The 19,621-nt window shown below is 45.2% G+C and carries 18 protein-coding genes, 1 pseudogene and 2 CRISPR repeat arrays; of the genes and pseudogenes, 15 read left to right on the top strand and 4 right to left on the bottom strand.

The annotated features are described in order from the left end of the window. Positions 1-71 precede the first annotated feature (71 nt). From petM to RIG27_RS31025, 4 genes are all read left to right on the top strand, one after another. Positions 72-176: a cytochrome b6-f complex subunit PetM gene (petM, locus tag RIG27_RS31040; protein ID WP_446346568.1), complete on the top strand. Its 105-nt coding sequence runs from the start codon at positions 72-74 to the stop codon at positions 174-176. 241 nt (positions 177-417) lie between these two features. Further along, a complete protein-coding gene (locus RIG27_RS31035; protein ID WP_446346570.1) occupies positions 418-1,395 on the top strand; it encodes an SDR family oxidoreductase in 978 nt (325 codons plus the stop codon). Between the two features lie 534 nt (positions 1,396-1,929). Next, entirely contained in the window at positions 1,930-2,847 is a 918-nt protein-coding gene (locus RIG27_RS31030) for an NAD(+) kinase (RefSeq protein WP_446346572.1), read from the top strand. 282 nt (positions 2,848-3,129) lie between these two features. Further along, positions 3,130-3,599: direct repeats of the CRISPR family, unit length 37 nt; unit sequence GTCGAAATCCTCTATAATCCCTATCAGGGATTGAAAC. 178 nt (positions 3,600-3,777) lie between these two features. Continuing rightward, the gene (locus tag RIG27_RS31025; protein WP_446350941.1) at positions 3,778-4,356 is read left to right on the top strand and encodes a Uma2 family endonuclease; all 579 of its coding nucleotides are present in this window, start codon (positions 3,778-3,780) and stop codon (positions 4,354-4,356) included. Between the two features lie 218 nt (positions 4,357-4,574). Here the strand turns inward: RIG27_RS31025 and RIG27_RS31020 are convergent, their stop codons facing one another. The 3 genes from RIG27_RS31020 to RIG27_RS31010 all read right to left on the bottom strand — a co-directional run bounded on the left by RIG27_RS31020 (position 4,575) and on the right by RIG27_RS31010 (position 6,650). Then, positions 4,575-5,102: a hypothetical protein gene (locus RIG27_RS31020; protein WP_446350940.1), complete on the bottom strand. Its 528-nt coding sequence runs from the start codon at positions 5,100-5,102 to the stop codon at positions 4,575-4,577. Next, on the bottom strand, positions 5,086-5,394 hold the full coding sequence (locus RIG27_RS31015) for a DUF2887 domain-containing protein (RefSeq protein WP_446350939.1): 309 nt from the start codon (positions 5,392-5,394) through the stop codon (positions 5,086-5,088). Before RIG27_RS31015 ends, RIG27_RS31020 begins: the two co-directional genes overlap by 17 nt. Positions 5,395-5,795: 401 nt before the next feature. Further along, positions 5,796-6,650, bottom strand: coding sequence for a helix-turn-helix transcriptional regulator (locus RIG27_RS31010; protein ID WP_446350938.1), 855 nt, complete (start codon positions 6,648-6,650; stop codon positions 5,796-5,798). A gap of 84 nt (positions 6,651-6,734) precedes the next feature. Here RIG27_RS31010 and cas3 point away from each other — a divergent pair, with 84 nt between their 5' ends. The 9 genes from cas3 (at position 6,735) to RIG27_RS30965 (ending at position 17,617) form a co-directional block, all read left to right on the top strand. Then, positions 6,735-7,649 (top strand): type I-D CRISPR-associated helicase Cas3', encoded by a 915-nt coding sequence (gene cas3, locus RIG27_RS31005; RefSeq protein ID WP_446350937.1) that lies wholly within the window; start codon positions 6,735-6,737, stop codon positions 7,647-7,649. 124 nt (positions 7,650-7,773) lie between these two features. Further along, positions 7,774-7,986: a DUF433 domain-containing protein gene (locus RIG27_RS31000; protein ID WP_446346660.1), complete on the top strand. Its 213-nt coding sequence runs from the start codon at positions 7,774-7,776 to the stop codon at positions 7,984-7,986. 134 nt (positions 7,987-8,120) lie between these two features. Then, positions 8,121-11,456 carry a type I-D CRISPR-associated protein Cas10d/Csc3 gene (gene cas10d, locus RIG27_RS30995; RefSeq protein WP_446350936.1) on the top strand — a complete coding sequence of 1,112 codons (3,336 nt, stop codon included), beginning with the start codon at positions 8,121-8,123 and terminating at the stop codon, positions 11,454-11,456. A gap of 37 nt (positions 11,457-11,493) precedes the next feature. Beyond that, entirely contained in the window at positions 11,494-12,498 is a 1,005-nt protein-coding gene (gene cas7d, locus RIG27_RS30990; RefSeq protein WP_446350935.1) for a type I-D CRISPR-associated protein Cas7/Csc2, read from the top strand. Between the two features lie 2 nt (positions 12,499-12,500). Continuing rightward, positions 12,501-13,211 carry a type I-D CRISPR-associated protein Cas5/Csc1 gene (gene cas5d / locus RIG27_RS30985; protein ID WP_446350934.1) on the top strand — a complete coding sequence of 237 codons (711 nt, stop codon included), beginning with the start codon at positions 12,501-12,503 and terminating at the stop codon, positions 13,209-13,211. 314 nt (positions 13,212-13,525) lie between these two features. Next, a complete protein-coding gene (gene cas4 / locus RIG27_RS30980) occupies positions 13,526-14,119 on the top strand; it encodes a CRISPR-associated protein Cas4 (protein ID WP_446350933.1) in 594 nt (197 codons plus the stop codon). 97 nt (positions 14,120-14,216) lie between these two features. After that, complete coding sequence (gene cas1d, locus RIG27_RS30975; protein ID WP_446350932.1) at positions 14,217-15,221, top strand: type I-D CRISPR-associated endonuclease Cas1d; 1,005 nt, start codon at positions 14,217-14,219, stop codon at positions 15,219-15,221. Between the two features lie 5 nt (positions 15,222-15,226). After that, positions 15,227-15,499, top strand: coding sequence for a CRISPR-associated endonuclease Cas2 (gene cas2 / locus RIG27_RS30970; protein ID WP_446350931.1), 273 nt, complete (start codon positions 15,227-15,229; stop codon positions 15,497-15,499). Between the two features lie 249 nt (positions 15,500-15,748). Next, positions 15,749-17,448: direct repeats of the CRISPR family, unit length 37 nt; unit sequence GTCGAAATCCTCTATAATCCCTATCAGGGATTGAAAC. Positions 17,449-17,488: 40 nt separating this feature from the next. Next, a complete protein-coding gene (locus RIG27_RS30965) occupies positions 17,489-17,617 on the top strand; it encodes a hypothetical protein (protein WP_446350930.1) in 129 nt (42 codons plus the stop codon). Between the two features lie 146 nt (positions 17,618-17,763). Here RIG27_RS30965 and RIG27_RS30960 read toward each other — a convergent pair whose 3' ends face one another. Beyond that, on the bottom strand, positions 17,764-17,937 hold the full coding sequence (locus RIG27_RS30960) for a hypothetical protein (protein ID WP_446346596.1): 174 nt from the start codon (positions 17,935-17,937) through the stop codon (positions 17,764-17,766). Between the two features lie 271 nt (positions 17,938-18,208). Between RIG27_RS30960 and cas6 the strand changes: the two genes are divergently transcribed. Together cas6 and RIG27_RS30950 are read left to right on the top strand one after the other, a co-directional pair. Then, complete coding sequence (gene cas6, locus RIG27_RS30955; protein ID WP_446350929.1) at positions 18,209-19,039, top strand: CRISPR-associated endoribonuclease Cas6; 831 nt, start codon at positions 18,209-18,211, stop codon at positions 19,037-19,039. A gap of 442 nt (positions 19,040-19,481) precedes the next feature. After that, positions 19,482-19,621, top strand: a pseudogene (locus RIG27_RS30950) (zinc ribbon domain-containing protein); the annotation flags it as partial.

Raw genomic sequence — 19,621 nt, 5'->3', positions numbered from 1 at the left:
TTCGATTTGAACCCAATCACGATAATCTTATAACTTAGAGCCTGTTTAGCGATCGCAAGAGGAGATAAGACATGAACCCTGAAATTTTCAATGCGGCAGTACTATCCTTTACCCTAATTCTCGTGGGTATGGGTTTGGGATTTTTGTTACTCAAAATCCAAGGCGGCGAAGGGTAGATTTGTTTGATGGGGTGATGGGGGAGCCATGTAGAGACGTAGCATGCTACGTCTGGGAGCTGGGGGAGCGGGGGAAGTTAACTCAAAACTCTACCTTACTTGTTGCCTGTTGCCTATTGCTTATTGCCCATTGCCCATTGCTTATTGCCTGTTCCCTGTTCCCTGTTCCCTGTTCCCTAACAAATGACAAATTCTGATAGAATCATATAGAAATGTTAAGTTTACAGGCAAAATTTTATAAATGAACTTGTTGGTCGTCGGTGCAACAGGCACTTTAGGAAGACAGGTGGTTCGTCGGGCGCTGGATGAAGGTCATCAGGTACGCTGTCTAGTGCGTAGCCCTAGGAAAGCCACGTTTTTGAAAGAATGGGGAGCGGAATTGGTTCAAGGTAACCTGTGTGAACCACAGACGTTACCCCCTGCTCTTGAAGGCATAACCGCCGTGATTGATGCAGCAACCTCTAGACCAACAGGATCTCTGACGATTAAACAGGTAGACTGGGATGGCAAGGTGGCGCTGATTCAAGCGGCGGCGGCGGCGGGAGTGGAACGCTTTGTCTTTTTCTCGATTCTCAATTGTGAGAAATTCCCCAAGGTGCCGTTGATGGAGATTAAACGGTGTACTGAAGTGTTTCTGGCAGAATCGGGATTAAACTACACCATCTTGCAGCCTGCTGGGTTTATGCAAGGGCTGATTATGCAGTATGCTGTACCAATCCTGGAAGGGCAAGCGGTTTGGATTACTGGGAAAGCGGCGCCCACGGCGTATATGGATACTCAGGATATCGCTAAGTTTGCCGTTCGCGCTCTTGAGGTTCCGGAAACGACAAATAAAATCTTTCCGGTTGTGGGAACACGAGCTTGGCGAGCCGATGAGATTATTAGTCTATGTGAGCGACTCTCGGCTAAGGATGCCAGGATTGCTCGACTCCCGATTAATTTCTTGCGGGCGATGCGCCAGATCACCCGCTTCTTTCAGTGGGGGTGGAATATCGCGGATCGCTTGGCATTCACGGAGGTGTTAGCGACGGGGAAACCGATGATGGCTTCCATGGATGAGGCTTATCCGGTTTTTGGTCTTGAGCCCCAAGACACAACCACATTGGAAGCCTATTTGCAAGAGTATTTTAGCCGAATTACTAAGAAGCTTAGGGAAATTGATTATGAGAAAAGCAAGGCGAAGAAGAAGAGGAAGAAAACGCCGATGAAAAAACCTTAAGTCCAATGGTACTGAAATAAGCCTTTGGGGATCGCCGAAACCTTTGATAGACCGTAGGGTGGGCATTGCCCACCAGCATACCAGTCAGTGCCATTCATCTTAAGTCCAGAAAATAGGTTTAAGTGTTGATTGTTGATTGTGTAGGGATGGGTTTCATGACATCCTCTCCCCCAACCCCTCACCCAACCCCCCTCGTTCCCCCCTACAAGAGGGGGGAGGACTAAGGATGTTTCACTTTTGTTGCACGGGAGAGGGGCTGGGGGTGAGGGTTTTATCTTTTCGTGGGGGTCTGGGGGAGCTATAAGACCCACACTGTAATCTTTGATTCAGCGTGGGAGGATGTCACGATTACCGTTTCTGGACTCACCTAAATGTAGCTAAATCCGCCCTGACTGAGTGCAAGCGTTTTGAGTGTTCATTGACACAGATTGTCGCTTTTGGGTGTAAGCTTTTTTGTCACAGGGGTCTCATTTGAGCTAGCCAGTGTCACTGGCTACAACGACTATTAATGATGTATGACGCGGACTGATAACTGTGGGCAAAGCTGGGATTATCTACAACGACTACAAACCTGTAGCCTGTCGGGTTGCTGAGGAGTTACAAGAGCAACTCACGGCGGCGGGTTGGGATGTGTATATGGCAACGGGTGTTGGCGGACTTTTAGGCTATTCCCGCCCTGAGTCTCCTGTCTGTCATACCCCGATAGATAAGCTGGCGGCGCCGGGTTTTGATGAAAAGATGGCGTTTGCGATCGTGCTGGGGGGAGATGGTACGGTGCTGGCGGCGTTTCGCCAAGTGGCACCGTTTGGGATTCCTTTGTTGGCAATTAATACGGGACACATGGGATTCCTCACTGAATTGTACTTAAATCAACTTCCCCAGGCGATGGAACAGTTGATGGCGGGGGAGTATGAGATTGAAGAACGAAGTATGCTGTTGGTGCAGGTGGTGCGGGATGAATGTATTTGGTGGGAAGCCTTGTGTTTGAATGAGATGGTATTGCATCGGGAACCGTTGACCTGTATGTGCCATTTTGAGGTGAAAATTGGACGGCATTCGCCTGTGGATATTGCGGCTGATGGGGTGATTATCTCGACGCCGACGGGTTCTACGGCGTATTCCCTGAGTGCGGGGGGAACGGTGGTAACGCCTGGGGTGCCGGTGTTGCAGTTGATGCCGATTTGTCCTCATTCTTTGGCGTCGCGGGCGTTAGTGTTTGCGGATACGGAAAAGGTGCAGGTGTTTCCAGCGACGCCGAATCAGTTGGTGATGGTGGTGGATGGCAATGCGGGCTGTTATGTGTTACCGGAGGATCAGGTTCATGTAGCGCGATCGCCTTATTCGGCTCGATTTATTCGTTTGCAACCGCCTGAGTTTTTCCGGGTGTTGCGTGAGAAGTTGGGCTGGGGATTACCTCACATTGCTAAACCGACATCGGTGGAGTTACCTTAGGGGCTGCAGAATAACTTCATTTTCTTTGGCTGATGCGACAACCAGTAGGTGTTTTTTTCGGGGAGTCAAAATTTGAGGCTGTATTCCTTATACTGTCAGGGATACAGCCTTTTTGACGAATGAGGAGGTTGTCGCAATGGCTGAAAGGCTTATTCAGAAAGGGTTTTAGAGTTTTTTGCTGAAGGGGGTTGTCAAAACCGAGGGCTGAAATGCTATAGTTAGAAGAGGTTGTCGCAATCGAACCTTGAAAACCAAATACAGCAAGCGTTTCAGAGGTCGGCAGTCGAAATCCTCTATAATCCCTATCAGGGATTGAAACATTGATGTGCGTGGTTTTCATTGTCGCCTGCTTGGTCGAAATCCTCTATAATCCCTATCAGGGATTGAAACTCGCGACTGGTGCGAGGCTAACGCTTGCATAACAGGTCGAAATCCTCTATAATCCCTATCAGGGATTGAAACTCATGAGTGGCTCGACCCAGAAACAGGCAAGCCCTAGTCGAAATCCTCTATAATCCCTATCAGGGATTGAAACCAATAAAGGAGTAAATTATGGTTGACGGTGGAACAGGAGTCGAAATCCTCTATAATCCCTATCAGGGATTGAAACTATCTGATTTAGTCGATAAGTGCAGTCGATTTCTGTCGAAATCCTCTATAATCCCTATCAGGGATTGAAACACGTCGTTCCCGCCGGAGGGATAGCAGGAATTGAGTCGAAATCCTCTATAATCCCTATCAGGGATTGAAACTTTTTGGATCGCAAAACGCTGAAATTGTTTCTATCCTTGGAATTCCCCTGAATCCCTATCAGGGATTGAAACAGAAACACTGAACGTAAGTAAGGGCTTGGTAACCAAGCCCCTACAATTGCCGACAATTGGCGAAATCCTCTATAACTCCCATCAGCGATAACCAAAACCGAATACCATGTCCCCACTACTTGACAAAACAACCGATCAACGCATTGTTCATCAGGGAACCTGGGAACAGTTTAAGTGTATTCAAATAGGTTTTGAGGGTTCTTCTGGAGTGCGCCTCTCTTATTATGAAGGGATGATCGAGATTCTCATGCCGGGACAAGATCATGAAACATTTGCTCGTATTATTAGTTACTTAATCACCACGTTTCTGGTTGAACAGGGAATCTTCTTTAAGCCTACAGGGGCGATGACTCAGGAAAAACCCGGCGTTGTTTCCGCCCAAGCTGACGAGTCTTTTTGTATCGGAAGTGTCAAGCCGATTCCCGATTTGTCGATTGAAATCGTTTTCACCAGTGGAGATATCAGTAAGTTAGAACGCTATCAAGCGTTGGGCGTTTTAGAGGTTTGGTTTTGGCAAGATGGATTACTGAAGCTTTATCATCTTGGAGATAGTGGTTATCAATCCATTGAACGCAGCCAGCTATCTGGATTGAGTGAACTTGATATTGACTGGCTAAGACAGTGTATTTTGATGGCGGAGACTGATGCAGGGGAAGCGATTCGGGCATTTCGACGCGGGATTTAAGAGTCAGGTGGGCAATGCCCACCCTACTTGTCTAAGCTGTAATGCATTTAAATTGGGTATTAGTAGCGAGCAAGATGCAAAGCCTGCGGCATGGCTTCGCTTAACGCACTACAAGGATTGTGCCATTATTGATATTAAGGTTTAAATGCCGAACAGCTTATAATCCCTACTAGGGATTGAAACTGGGACATTAAGAAACATGGAGATAGCGCGATCGCTCAATCAAAAAACTCTCCTGATTCAATCGCCTGTTGTAGCATAGCTTTTTTGAGTACAGGGGATGGAGTGTCAAGGGATTCGAGGTTACTCGCTAACAATTGCTCGACTGTAGCCGCCAATAAACCAGAGAGAAGATGACGCCAAGCCTGAAGCTGGGCTGAATGTCCGTCTTGCTTGCACCATTGTGCGATCGCATAAGATAGATTTTCTATTTTATCAGGTAACGGTTTGATTAAGTCAGCCAAGTCAGCCAAGTCTTGAGCCGAGAAAAGCTCTCGTTGATTATGTAACAGTTCCATAAAAGCCGCAACATTCTGTTGAGAGAATGACTGTGCTGCGGCTTTGACAACTTCGACAGGCAAATCTAACCCTTCAGCAATCATCTCCACACTCAAACCCAACTGCATCATCCGAGGGATGGCTTCTAACTTAGCTTTGAGTTGACCTTTTTGTTCACCTTCATCTAAGCCTTCTTGCTTGGCTTCCTGATAAACTTTGGTTTGTTTGAGTTCACTTAATCCTAACATGGCTTCTATCTCCTCCCGGCTTTTTTGCGGTTCTCAAGTACAGAAAGAGTTCAGCAAATATACGATAGTATAAATCCTCATCGGGTTGAAACTGAACTTCGACGACATATAAGGGGTTTTCGGGGTTTTCATTCTTGGGAAAAAATAAACCATCGAGTCGAAATGCCAGTTGTTTGATTTCACGGGAGGTGAATTGATAGGTTGCTGCTTGTTCTGTTGACTGGTTAATCAGTTCAAAGAAGATACTGGGAAATTCTTTAAACAGGCTATAAAACAGGGTATCAGTTTTCACTTTCTCCTTTGGCAAACATTACACCGTTGACAACGGCTACTATGCCACCCTCTCTAGTGCAAAATTCCTATCAGAATTATCTTGACTAATTTAAACAAATATGCATAGACCGAGAAAAAACAGCCGACGAAAGTCGGGGCGGGTTTAGTCAGATTTGGGTGCAACCGAAAAGATAATCGTAAAACCCGCCCCTACAAACGCGCCCGGATTCCTCGACGGTTATAAAGGATTATGTAGGGGCGCACCGACGTGCGCCCTTCCACCGACGTGCGCCCTTCCTTGCCAACACCGACGTGCGCCCTTTTACCGCAGCAATGTGCGCCCGGTTTAATCGTAAAATCTATGCAATCATTTTAGCTGTGTCAGATTAATCGCGAAGCAGGGGTTTGGTTGCCAAGCCCCTACAACAAATCGTACAAATGGCAAAGACGCTGCACTTTTTTCTGCATCCGCTGACGCATACTCTCCGGTGAAAGAATCACACAATCTTCCCAATATCGCGATATTTCCCGCAGAAACCAGAAGGGATTCACCACTCGCCGCACCACCTGACGCACCTCTCCCATCTTTTTATCGTCTATATCCTCAGGTTTAGGCTGATAAGCTTTTACTAGCCAACCATAAAAATGTAAGTACACTTCAATGGCATCGAACTCACCGCGCCAGCCGCCACTTGTGGGTAGGATTGCCTGAATTCGGTCTAATCGGAAGCAGCGATTGTGCCAGAGTTCTGGTAAATCAGCCATCTCCTCCTCGACATCTGCGGTTTCTTCACACCAGACTTGCAGGTAAAAGCGTTTTTCGTAGAAGCAAATCTCTGCATAGCGGACAGTATAGTCCAAGTCTTGCCCTTGGGAGTTGCGATAGAGTAACCGAAAGGGTTGTTCTTGATTAATAAACTTTTCCACCTCAATACGCCAGGGTTCAGTGGGTTTGCCAATCTGTTGCAGCAGGGATTGGCGCAGGGGAGGTTCCAGATTGCCTCGGTCGAGTAAAAGTGTAAGTAAAGTTTTAGCTGCTTCGACGTGACCCGCATCGATTAAGGCGGCGGTGGCTTGTTGTAAGGCGTTGACTTGTTCAGAGGTGAGGGTGAAGGGTTTTCCCACTTCCAGTTCTTGTCGTGCGATCGCACTGATGAGCCCAGATGGGCTAGGACTCTTGCCCCAGAAGATGTTCAGGCGACGAGCAATCTCTTCTAGTTGGGCTTTGGTGCCGGGAGGGATGGAGAGGGTCAGTGTTTCTTTCTTTCTGGGCATTTTAAATTTGTACTTGCAGTTTTAGGAAAGTCATGGCATAGTGAAATTAATCTAAGTATATTTTGAATCAGCGGCAATGCAGCCATGACTAACTATGCGATCGCGCTTCAGCCTCTATACTCGCGTTTGTGTGAACAACCGCCTGAAGGAATTATCTTACCTCCAGATTGGTTCTCACTATCCTGGCATCAAGGAGAAACGGTTGCAGCCTTGAGAGAGTCTAGCATTGATGTGGTTTTCAATACCGCCGTAACGGGGGATGGTAAAAGTTTAGCCGCTTATCTCCCCGCGATGACCAGTCGCACGTACACTTTAGCTGCTTACCCAACCAATGAACTGGCGCGGGATCAGGAAAGGCAGGTACGAGGCTATAAACGTAAGTTTCAGCCGGAGTATGATCCGCAAATCTATCGCTTAAATGCGGCGATTTTGGAGGAGTTCATTGAAACTAATCAGCTACCGTCTAAGCAAGCTGGATTGCTGAATCGTTCCGATAACTCAGAAATTTTGCTGACGAATCCTGATATTTTTCACTATATCCATGACTTCCGCTATCTGCGGCGCAATAAAGAAGGAAAGGGAGATAACCCGAATCGGCTATTTGCCAATATTGACAAAAACTACAACTTGTTTATTTTTGATGAGTTTCATATTTTCTCCTCGCCTCAGATTACCAATATCCTTAATGCTATCCTGTTGATTAAGCATACGGTACCGGGAAAACAGTTTTTGTTTTTATCGGCGACGCCTAATGAATTCTTACAGGACTATTTATCGAAAGCGGGATTGAAGTATCGGGTGATTAATCCAGTTGCACAGGGGGCTTATCGATTCTCAGTTGAGGACAGTGATAAAAACTGGCGACCGATTAGTCAACCGATCGCGTTACATTTTCCCCGAAATCTAGAACCGAATTTCCGGTCGAGTTATGATTGGATTGTCGAGAATGCTGAATCAATACTTTTAAGGTTTTTTCAGGAGTATCCGGGGAGTAACTGATTTCACGGATTTATTGTCTAGATGTGGGTAAGGGATGAACGTTTAGTGACACTGATTACACTGAAAGGTTAGTTCTCTATAAGGGAGGATGATTACAATTTTGTTAGTGATGGGAGATGTATCAATGACTCAGGAAAACCTATTATCTCGAATTTCGATTAATCCGACTATTTGCTTCGGCAAACCTTGCATTCGTGGACATCGTATTTGGGTTTCTCTGATCCTTGATTTTTTAGCGAGTGGCATGACACTTGACGAGATTCTTGAGGACTATCCGGGTTTAGAACCAGATGACATTCTTGCTTGTCTTACCTACTGGCGTGACGTCGGCTTGTAGTAAGGGAACCTTAGCCTTGTATTCTATTGAGTTTCCTGTCGTCAACCCAACCTACTTATAGGTTGGTGGCAATAAACTGAACTATGTTAATTTGTGTGAATATGCCTCAAACCCTTACAAAGGACGAATGACTAATGACTAATGACAAATTATTTGATGATAACGGCGATGAACTTCCTCTAGAACCTTTAGATTTAGAGACTACGGAGGATGAGGAGGATGATACTCCAGCCGATGCTGAACTGTTAACCATTCGCTTATTCAAAAATGCGATTCAAGAAGCACCAGGAAATCAAGGCGATCGCATCTTAGCCTCCTTTGCGACTGATGTCTTACCCCCTCTGATTCAGCAGTTAGTGGGGGCAACGGCTAAGGGGGGTCAATTTGCCGAAGATAGACGGGCAGAAGGGAAGAATGTTGACCGGAGTAAAGAGGATCAATCGTTTACCTCACACCTGCTGAATGGTTTGTTTCCCACCTATCGAATTCTCAGGACACTGAAAACTGAGAGTAAACAAACCAATCCGGTTAAACGGAATTGCACTGAAGCCGAAATTCGCCTATTTATCGCCGCCTATATTTTACATGACTTTGACAAGTTTCCCGATTATCCTGACTGGCTGGAACAGTCAGATAGTCGATTCCAACACCGCAACTGGCGAGAAAATCCCGCCCACAAATCAGACGCGCCAGATTTTGGGCGGGGATATGTGGCGCAAAAGATGCGGGAGTTTGGCTTAACGGTATTCCTGGGTGAACAGTGGGAGTCTCAAGTTGATGATATTGTTTGGTTGAGTCATAATGCTGGGGTGAAATGGGATGCAGATTTAGGTTTGGAATGTCGCGGATTAATGCCTAAATTGGATGGACGAATTCGCGGAACGCTGGCAAGTTTAGTTAGACTCTCGGATTTATTCGCCTCTGTGATTAAGCATCCTAGAGATATCGAAAATGATGGATTATTCACCGTACTCCAGAGTCTGAGTAATGGACAGCTTCAGTTTAGTTATCACGCCCTCTCGGATAATCGGGGTGTGATCACGAATATTATTAACAATGCTTTAATGGATGTTCATCCGAGGGAATATTATACGCCATTACTGTATTTACCCGATGGGGTGGTGTATTTGGCAAACGCGGATGCCCCCGCCATTGATACCTGTCAGATTTCGGAACAGGTGATTACTAAAATTCGCCAGTTTTGCACCCAGAGATTGCAGCAGAAATCCACGGGGTTTAGTCGAGATGGGAAGGGATTTAAGTTTGCGGATTATTATTGGCTATTTTTTGAGGCACCGGGGTTAATGCAGGTGAGTATTGATGCGGCTTGCCGACTCATTCCTAGTACCAAAACCTCCTCGGCGAAAAAGCGGAGTGAGAGTTTAGTTAAGTTCAAGAATCAGGGGGATTTACCGGAGATTATCCCGGTGGAATTTGACGCCGATTATCGGATTGATCGGTTAGCTGAATTTGGGGATATCCTGTGTCGAGGAATTTGGCAGAAATGGTGCGATCGCGTCCACCACGTCCAAAGGTTAAAACCGAAGGCACAGCGCCAAAGTTTGCCAGATTTAGATTTAACTCAACAGTTAGCTGAATTCTTGGGATTAGCGGCAATTATTCCGGATATAAAAGCGATTCAATCCCTAAAAAAAACTGGAGGCGTTCCCCTAGATTGGTATTATATCGCCGCCCAGTATATTCAGCAAACTAAAGGGTTAGATGAAAACCAGTTGCGCCAGACAATGGTAGATATGGTGAATCAGGCGACAAGTTTAATTCAACCCATAATTGCAGCCGTAACTATTCCCGATGGTTGGCAGGATTTGCGAACCTATATTAGTCGAGTGGTGACGTTACCAACGGGTGCAGTTACGCCACCAGAGGTGAATCCTTTCTTAATTGAACTGAACCGCTATAGCGCCGCCAAGATAACTGGAAGAGGGCGGGAAAATGTCTGTGCTATGTCTAGTTCGGCTTATACAGTCACGGAACAAATGGAGTCCGCCACGTTATTTGCACCGCAAGTGTATAGTAATCGGCAGATTTTATTTAATACTCAAGCCGCGAAGCGACAAATTTGCTCAATTTGGTCAATTGAACTCATGTTGCGGCAAATCTTGATGAATCAAACCAATGCGACGGGGGCAGATTTTGAGGGGCGGAAGTATCGTTATCTATATCTCTATCCGGCTTACTTTTTTACCCCAGAAACGAATAAATTTTTACACAAGGCTTACACCTGGATTGCCAGAACTCGGTTTGATGCCGATATTCGCAACCATTTAATTCGGGATAAGCAGGAGGCGCGGTTTACACTGGAGAATTATCAACAGGTGGATTCCTTATTAATTCAACCCGACTTACAACCAGAAGATGACCGCACATTCAAACTGAATTATCCCGAGAATCAACCACTTACCTTCTTTTTTATTGCCTTACCGCCAGAGGTAAGATACGAAAATGGCAAAGCAAAAACTACAGATACTGAATCCTGGGTTATGCCTGCTTGGTTAACCTTTGCCTTACCCTTAATTCTGGATGTCAAAGCCGTCGCTTCTGAATCTCCGGTTCCTCCATTTATTAGTGGGGCTGATTTTGAAAAGACGGCTATCCTAGATGGCGAACATCAAGGGATTCGGTCTTTAGTAAAAGCAGATGAATACCGCTTAGATGGTATTTTACCCCGTCAAATAACACCCCGTCTATTTTCCCCCTTAAATGCCTTAAGTGCCGCCTATTGTATTCACTTAGAAGCGAATCGCAAGAAAGATGGCAATCCCGATTGGGGGAAATTAGCGGCATTAGCGCGAGATTTGGACACTGATCCGCTTTATGTCTTTCACTATCTGAGTAAATGGTTCCGCAAACAGGAGAAACTGGACAGTGTTCCCGTTAGCAAAATTAAACTCTATCTAGATTTTTACCATTATTTTGACCCAGAAGGAGAAGCCGTGAACGAACTCAGAGAACTGACTCGACTCTACCGTGTATTTTATCGTGCCAAGCGTCCTTCGGCTAAAGCCAATGCCATTCTTAAACCCATTGATGAGGCGGCGGATGTGATTTTAAAGATTGACAAGGCATGGATTACCACTAGCGACTCACAAATTAATCAGGAGGTATTAATTGATGTTGTGGCATCACGTTTATCCAAGTTAATGAATAATGTCCGCCGACGTGCCGCTGAAGGAAAACCTACTCTAGCTTTCGTGGATGGTAAATGGAAACCCGCGCTGAATTCAGAAGCCGAACGTCAAGCTGTACGTGAGTTTTCTCAGTATTTTATTGAGGTGATTTTTGCCGGAAAACTTAAATGCGATCGCGCCCGTCTCGCCGGGACTCAGTTAAACTTAATTCGGGATACCTGTGAGTACCTTTACCGCATTGCCGATGACCAAGAACGCCAGGAACGGAAGCAGGATGAACCGGAAGAGGTTTCTGAGTTAGACACGGAATCGGTTACCTAATTAATTGTTGTTCACACAATCATCTGGAGTAAAAATTATGACCTTTCTTAAGACTGTCGATTCCCAATTCTTTCACCAAGACATCCCCGCCAAACCCATGGGCAAATATGCTCATTTTATTACCATTCGCATTACCGAATCCTACCCCCTATTTCAAACCGATGGCGAGTTAAATAAGGCACGAGTGCGGGCGGGAATTGTGCAAAAGGAAACCATTAGCCGTCTGGCAATGTTCAAGCGCAAACAGTCTACCCCAGAACGTTTAACTGGACGTGAACTGCTGCGGAACTACAAAATTGGCGACTGGGAAACCTGCGATTATAACGTTAATTTTAGTAAGACAACACCGGATTGTATTCTCTATGGTTTTGCCATTGGGGATGCAGGTTCAGAGAAATCTAAGGTTGTGGTTGATACGGCGTTTTCAATTACGCCCTTTGATGAGTCTCACTTCAATTTTACCCTAAATGCCCCCTTTGAAAATGGCACAATGAGTCGGAATGGAGAAGTCACCAGTCGGATTAATAGCCAAGACCATATCTTACCCCAAGTCTTTTTTCCCAGTATTATCACCTTAAAAGATCCCACCGAAGCCGGATTCCTGTATGTGTTCAATAATATTCTCAGAACCCGTCACTATGGGGCGCAAACCACGCGCACAGGTCGAGTTCGGAATGAACTCATTGGTGTTATCTTTGCCGATGGCGAAATTGTGAGTAATTTACGCTGGACGCAAAAGATATATGACTTGATGAAACAGGCAGATCAAATTCACCCCCCTGATCCGCTAAATGAAGATGACGTTACCGCTGCCGCCACCCAAGGAATGACCGAGTTAATGGCACAAGAATATATCCCCCACACTGATTTTATTGGTGAGTCATTGTTACCCATTTTAGCGGAAGTTAAATCAATCACTAGCAATGAGACACAACTTATCGCCATGTTGACCCAAGCCAATGCTGAATCATCAGCTTATGCCGAAAAATACATTGCTAAAGCAAGCAGCAAGACCAAAAAATCAACGACAAAATCGAAATAATCATGGCTCTAATTTACCGCTGTCAGTTAGAGTTGCATGATAGCCTCTATTATGCCACTCGTGAAATCGGGCGACTCTATGAAACTGAACCTGTTATCCATAATTACGCCCTCTGTTATGCCTTGGGGTTAGTGGATAGTCCCGTTTATGCGACAACCGTTGCTGAAGACAAGTCCTATCGTTACTTTTGTGCCGAACAAGTTCCCAACTATCGGGAACATTTAACCCCTCTCAATGCCCAGGGAATTTACATTACACCAGGGCGAGTCATTCACTATGGCGCGGTTCTTAACACCTGGAAATATGCCAACCCGAACTATCACGTTGAGATGGAGAAAACCCAGAAGAATATCCCCAGTTTTGGCAGAACTAAAGAGATTGCCCCGGAAAGTCAATTTGAGTTTTTCGCCATCTCTCACAAGCCACTCACATTACCCAAATGGATTCGTCTAGGGAAGTGGATGAGTAAGGCAGAAGTAACGATGGAACCATTGGCTACTCCTCAACGAGTGGAGGGTGAATTCACTTATCCTTATCCCCTGAATCCCTTAGATACGATGTTTACCCATCGCGTCATCAGTTATGACGTGATTAATATGTCCCCGGTTAGTTTAATTCGGAATGTGCGAATTCAGGGGCAATATTATCAGCTTAGTGACAGGAAACCTTTCTTGATTCCGGCACAAATGCAGTATCAATTTCAGGGGAGTTAATCGGTTTCATGGTGATAAGGTAGGTTAACCTAGGTAAGGGTACGGCAGTGCCGTGTCCCGACAAAGATGTGGCACCGGAACATCTTGATAAATTGGTTATTGTGTAGGGGCGGGTTTAGGGACTCAATTCAACTATTTACCGATAACTTCTCAACAAAACCCGCCCTCCCCACCGATAAATGAACTAGATTTTCCACGAACCTAATTTTATAGATCCCCCCTAGCCCCCCTTCAAAAGCAGGGAACCGGATTTTAAGCGGGATTTAGGGGGATCTCAACGTGAAACCATAACCCTTCATTTACAGGTAAAACTAATGAATAATACCGATTACATTCCCATCGCCTCTCTCAACCATTATTCCTACTGTCCCCACCGTTGTTGGCGGATGTTTTGTGCGGGGGAATTTAGCGAGAATTACTATACCATTGATGGCACCAGTTTACACGATCGCGTCCACACAGTCGGTGAGTCTCAACGGGAGGAAGTTTGGCAGGTACGGGCGATTTGGCTGAAGTCTCAACAGTATCATCTAATCGGTAAATCGGATTTAATTGAATCAGAATCGGGTGAACTCTATCCCGTGGAATATAAGCGGGGGCGGAAGGGGGAATGGGATAATGATGAATTGCAAGTCTGCGCCCAGGCGTTGTGTTTGGCAGAAATGACCGGACAATCGATTCATCAGGGCTATATTTATTATGCCTATTCCCATCAGCGACAATTCGTCGAGATTTCTGATGCATTGCGACAGGAAACTCTAGATATCCTTGAATCGGTAAAAATGTTAATGAACAGTGGGGAAATGCCGAAACCGATTTACACAAAGCGCTGTAAAGGATGTAGTTTTTATCCTCAATGTTTACCTCAAGCGGCGAAAAAAGTGGGGCGATATCGGGAGGAGGAATGAAAGCTTGCTTGTAGTCGGCGCTTTAGCGCCGCTAACGAAGAGGACTAAAGTCCTCACTACTAACACTAAAGTCCTCACTACTAACAGGAGAAAATTTATGGGAACTGTTTACATTACTCAAGATGATTCATTTATCGGCAAAACCGATGAACGCCTTAGTGTCAAAGCAAACAAACAGAAACTCTTGGATGTTCCCCTGATTAAAGTGGATGGGATAGTCGTATGTGGACGGGCAACAGTATCGCCCGCCGTGGTAACAGAACTATTAAACCGAAAAATTCCCCTGAGTTTTATTACCTGCACCGGGAAATATCTGGGACGATTGGAACCGGAAATGACCAAAAATATCTTTGTTCGTCAAGCCCAATGGCAAGCGGCTGGGGAATCAGAAGCAGCGCTGCATATTGTCCGGGGATTTATTCGGGGAAAGCTGAAAAATTATCGCACGATGCTAACCCGAAATCAGCGTAAATATCCGGAACTGACGTTACAAAAAGCAATAAATCGCCTACAACGTGCGATCGCGCCAATCGAGAAAACGGATAAAATCAACTCCCTGCGGGGGTTAGAGGGGGCGGGGAGTGCGGCGTATTTTGGTGTGTTTGATCAACTGATTCGCGTCCCTGGATTTAAGTTTACCGCCCGACGCCGTCGTCCCCCAACTGATCCGGTGAATGCGATGCTGAGTTTTGGCTATTCTCTACTGCGTCATGATATCCAGAGTGCGGTGAATATTGTGGGGTTTGATCCCTATTTGGGCTATCTTCATTGTCAACAGTATGGTCGTCCAGGATTAGCCTTAGATTTAATGGAAGAGTTTCGACCTTTGGTTGTGGATTCAATGATACTCAATGGCATTAATCTGCGAATCCTCACCCCTGAGCAGTTTACCACGGAACCTCTCAGCCAAGCTGTCTTTTTATCCCCGGAAGGACGGCGAGAATTTCTCAAGCTTTATGAACAAAAGAAGCAATCAACGTTTAAGCATCCTGTCTTGAGGCGCAAATGTACTTATCAGGAAGCCTTTGAGATACAAGGGCGACTCTTGGCGAAGTATCTGATGGGGGAAATTGAGCAGTATCCGCCGTTAATTGTGAGGTAGAGAGTATGTATTTGGTTGTGTCCTATGATATCCCGGAAGATAAGCGTCGAACGAAAATACACAGTATTCTTAAGTCTTATGGGCAGTGGATGCAGTATAGTGTGTTTGAGTGCAGTTTGACGGATACCCAGTATGCCAAATTGCGATCGCGTCTTTCTAAGGTGATTAAGCCAGACCAAGACAGCATTCGCTTTTATTTCCTCTGTGGCTGTTGTCAAGGGAAGGTTGAACGCATCGGCGGTGAACCCATAAGAGATAATTCGATTTTCTTTGTCTGATGCGACAACCAGTAGGTGTTTTTTTCGAGGAGTCAAAATTTGAGGCTGTATTCCTTATGCTGTCAGGGATACAGCCTTTTTCGCGAATGAGGAGGTTGTCGCAAAGGCTGAAAGGCTGATACAGAAAGGATTTGAGACTTTTTTGTTCGCGGGGGTTGTCAAAACCGAGGGCGGAAATGCTATAGTTAGAGGAGGTTGTCGCAATCGAACCTTGAAAACCAAATACAGCAAGCGTTTCAGAGGTCGGCGGTCGAAATCCTCTATAATCCCTATCAGGGATTGAAACCCTTCTTAAGCCGAGCTTCCATTTTTTCGGAAGCGGTCGAAATCCTCTATAATCCCTATCAGGGATTGAAACTGCATTCCATAGATAGATTGATGTTGATGAACCTCGTCGAAATCCTCTATAATCCCTATCAGGGATTGAAACTAAGGGTAAGGATAAGGACAAGGACAAGGGTGATGGGTCGAAATCCTCTATAATCCCTATCAGGGATTGAAACAGGATCAGCAAAAGGTGTAGCCATTTAAGAAAAAGTCGAAATCCTCTATAATCCCTATCAGGGATTGAAACAATACTTTTCAAAATTTGGCTAATGACCGATTAACGTCGAAATCCTCTATAATCCCTATCAGGGATTGAAACTACCAGCTCCGAGGGTGTTGGGCGAAATCTTAGAGTCGAAATCCTCTATAATCCCTATCAGGGATTGAAACAAGAGGGCGGCTACTTTTACAGACCATACATCAGTCGAAATCCTCTATAATCCCTATCAGGGATTGAAACTGATTTTTATCAGCAGAGGCTACCAGAAATTAGGTCGAAATCCTCTATAATCCCTATCAGGGATTGAAACGAATTTGGATCGATTTGCGTCTCACTAGATATATAAGTCGAAATCCTCTATAATCCCTATCAGGGATTGAAACGTGAATGAATACCGTTGTTTGCGTGCTTGCCCAAGTCGAAATCCTCTATAATCCCTATCAGGGATTGAAACTCATTGAAGCTTTCTCCGGGTAAAGCATTAATACGGTCGAAATCCTCTATAATCCCTATCAGGGATTGAAACTACTGGAAACGCCATCTGATACCCGACAAGATTTAGTCGAAATCCTCTATAATCCCTATCAGGGATTGAAACGACCCTCTAAGTGGTGGTGAGTTTTGCTATTTGTCGTCGAAATCCTCTATAATCCCTATCAGGGATTGAAACTGGTTGGTGCTTTTTGGTAGACCGTCTGACTCATCGTGTCGAAATCCTCTATAATCCCTATCAGGGATTGAAACTATATAGTCTCCATTAAACACCGGGCAATTATTTGTCGAAATCCTCTATAATCCCTATCAGGGATTGAAACAACGCAGCGCCCACTAAGAGAAACGAGAAGAGAACGTCGAAATCCTCTATAATCCCTATCAGGGATTGAAACTATCCAATCCATAGGAGACAAAATAGCCCGATCCGGTCGAAATCCTCTATAATCCCTATCAGGGATTGAAACGAATCAAGCCGATAATCCGGCTTAACTTCCATACCGTCGAAATCCTCTATAATCCCTATCAGGGATTGAAACAAATAATTAGGAGCTTTCACGTCTATGAGCGCCCTGAGTCGAAATCCTCTATAATCCCTATCAGGGATTGAAACTATTTTCTGCTCCAATCCTCGCGTGGCAAAAGTTGTATCAATGTCGAAATCCTCTATAATCCCTATCAGGGATTGAAACCTGTTAAACTCACATATCCCACTAAAGGTTTAGCCGTCGAAATCCTCTATAATCCCTATCAGGGATTGAAACAAATAGTAGAAACCTGGAATCATAAAACGGATAGATGGTCGAAATCCTCTATAATCCCTATCAGGGATTGAAACAATTGTTATGATTGGATTAACTTCCTTTACAGAAGGTCGAAATCCTCTATAATCCCTATCAGGGATTGAACAACGGTTGAGCGCAGTCCCCATCTAAAATCACAAGATTTAGATGGGGTTAGCAAAACGCAGCCAGTTACCTGGACTTAGTGAACTTGATATTGACTGGCTGAGACAGTGTATTTTGATGGCGGAGACTGATGCAGGAGAAGCGATTCGGGCATTTCGACGCGGGATTTAGCACCCTGAAGTTTGGCTAGTCGGTGGGCAATGCCCACCCTACTGGCGTGGCACACCTTAATTGGTGGATTAGAATTGTAGGGGCGCATGGCGTGCGCCCAGAAAATCGCTTGTCTATAATCTCCATCAGGGATTGAAACTGGGACATTAAGAAACATGGAGATAGCGCGATCGCTCAATCAAAAAACTCTCCTGATTCAATCGCCTGTTGTAGCATAGCTTTGATAAACCAGAGAGAAGATGACGCCAAGCCTGAAGCTGTGCTGAATGTCCATCTTGCTTGCACCATTGTGCGATCGCGTCTGATAGATTGAAATACAAAAACAATTTACCCTTAATATTAGCTGACAACAAGCAAGTTGTCAATAATAAACTGGCGATTCATCCCACGCTCAATCGAAGATTAGTCCCAACTTCCAGAAAAACTTCAAAGGTGCGTTACGCTTCGCTAACGCACCCTACAAATAACAAATAGACAGGAACCGTAGGGGCACTATCCTTGCGCCCTAAAAAGATTAAAATTAGTTGATACCCTAGGTAAGGGAACGGCATTGCCTTGTCCCTAAAAATTTCCCAATCATTGGTTATTTTAATGCCTCATAGTCTAATTCTCAACCTGCTTCCCCAATCGCCAATTCCCACCCAGTTTCTGAGTGGACGCCATTTACACGCCCTATTTCTTAATTTAGTGAGTTCCGTCGATAGAAACCTAGGCGATTATCTCCATGAAGCCAAAGCCGATAAAGCCTTTACCTTGAGTCCCCTACAACTTCAGCATCGGGGTGATACAGCGTCTCCTATTCTACAATGGCAACACCATAAACCAATTCCCCAAGGGACTCCCTGTTGGTGGCGGATTTCCCTGTTGGATGATACCTTATTTAGCCAATTAACCCACCTGTGGTTAAACCTGAATCCCGAACAACCCTGGCATTTAGGTCCAGCTAACTTGCAGATTACCAGTATCCTGGGAACAAAGCAAAAAGGAATACCAGGATGTTGGGCAAATGCCCTCAGTTATAGCCAATTATACGACCAAGCGTCAGCGTGCGATCGCGCCCTGAATTTTGCCTTTTCTACCCCGACGGCATTTCGTCAAAGTAAATATGATTGTTCCTTACCGACAAGGGAGTTAGTCTTTAACAGTTTAATTAAGCGCTGGAATCAATACAGTGGCATAGAATTCCCGAAACCATTAGTCGATCATGTTTTTCCCAGTTTCTTTGACATTCACACAGAATTAGTTGCCGATTCTCGCAGTAAGTTTATTGGCTGTGTTGGCGCGATGAATTTTCGGATTATGGGACAACTTGAGGCACAGATGATTCAGCAAATTAACGCCTTAGCCGATTTTGCCCTCTATTCTGGCGTAGGGCGGAAAACAACGATGGGAATGGGGATAGTGCGGCGAATAAAGTCGTAAAGACGTTGCACCGGAACATCTCTATAAAATGGTTATTGTGTAGGGGCGGGTTTAGGGACTAAATTCAACGATTCACCGATAACCTCTCAACAAAACCCGCCCTCCCCACTCTTTACACGCCCTCAGTTATAGCCAATTATACGACCAAGCGTCAGCGTGCGATCGCGCTTTCTTAACAATTCAGAAGGCTGGATATATCTATCTCCCACGATTGATGAATATCTGCCACAAAAATGTAGAAATAGGGGTATCAGGGTGAAACCTGATAGATAGATTAGAGAGATGGAGACGGATACTATGACATTAGGTCAATCTCAACGCGGTGTTGGTGTCTTTCCAACGCGACAAGCCACCGAAGAGGCTCTTAAAAATCTGAGAGATGCAAATTTTCCCATGAATCAAGTCTCAGTTATTGCTCGGAATGAGGAGCAAATTGCTGGTGTGGTCAAACTTTCTGTCGATACTGACAAACAAAGCCGAGAATGCTGGGAAGTTGGTAATTCCAGTAAGCGCCCATAACACATCACAAGATTGCTCCAATTGCGGCGAGAAAGTACCCAAAAAGTTGCACGTTCGATGGCA

Origin of the sequence: Coleofasciculus sp. F4-SAH-05 (genome assembly GCF_040222985.1) — a bacterium.
Classification (GTDB): domain Bacteria; phylum Cyanobacteriota; class Cyanobacteriia; order Cyanobacteriales; family Coleofasciculaceae; genus Coleofasciculus; species Coleofasciculus chthonoplastes.
This window is presented reverse-complemented; position numbering and strand designations above follow the sequence as displayed.

Bases quoted from the DNA above. Each gene is read 5' to 3' on its own strand.
- petM (WP_446346568.1), top strand. From the start codon at position 72: ATGAACCCTGAAATTTTCAATGCGGCAGTACTATCCTTTACCCTAATT.
- RIG27_RS31035 (WP_446346570.1), top strand. From the start codon at position 418: ATGAACTTGTTGGTCGTCGGTGCAACAGGCACTTTAGGAAGACAGGTG.
- RIG27_RS31025 (WP_446350941.1), top strand. From the start codon at position 3,778: ATGTCCCCACTACTTGACAAAACAACCGATCAACGCATTGTTCATCAG.
- RIG27_RS31020 (WP_446350940.1), bottom strand. From the start codon at position 5,102: ATGTTAGGATTAAGTGAACTCAAACAAACCAAAGTTTATCAGGAAGCC.
- RIG27_RS31010 (WP_446350938.1), bottom strand. From the start codon at position 6,650: ATGCCCAGAAAGAAAGAAACACTGACCCTCTCCATCCCTCCCGGCACC.
- cas3 (WP_446350937.1), top strand. From the start codon at position 6,735: ATGACTAACTATGCGATCGCGCTTCAGCCTCTATACTCGCGTTTGTGT.
- RIG27_RS31000 (WP_446346660.1), top strand. From the start codon at position 7,774: ATGACTCAGGAAAACCTATTATCTCGAATTTCGATTAATCCGACTATT.
- cas10d (WP_446350936.1), top strand. From the start codon at position 8,121: ATGACTAATGACAAATTATTTGATGATAACGGCGATGAACTTCCTCTA.
- cas7d (WP_446350935.1), top strand. From the start codon at position 11,494: ATGACCTTTCTTAAGACTGTCGATTCCCAATTCTTTCACCAAGACATC.
- cas5d (WP_446350934.1), top strand. From the start codon at position 12,501: ATGGCTCTAATTTACCGCTGTCAGTTAGAGTTGCATGATAGCCTCTAT.
- cas4 (WP_446350933.1), top strand. From the start codon at position 13,526: ATGAATAATACCGATTACATTCCCATCGCCTCTCTCAACCATTATTCC.
- cas1d (WP_446350932.1), top strand. From the start codon at position 14,217: ATGGGAACTGTTTACATTACTCAAGATGATTCATTTATCGGCAAAACC.
- cas2 (WP_446350931.1), top strand. From the start codon at position 15,227: ATGTATTTGGTTGTGTCCTATGATATCCCGGAAGATAAGCGTCGAACG.
- RIG27_RS30965 (WP_446350930.1), top strand. From the start codon at position 17,489: ATGGGGTTAGCAAAACGCAGCCAGTTACCTGGACTTAGTGAACTTGAT.
- cas6 (WP_446350929.1), top strand. From the start codon at position 18,209: ATGCCTCATAGTCTAATTCTCAACCTGCTTCCCCAATCGCCAATTCCC.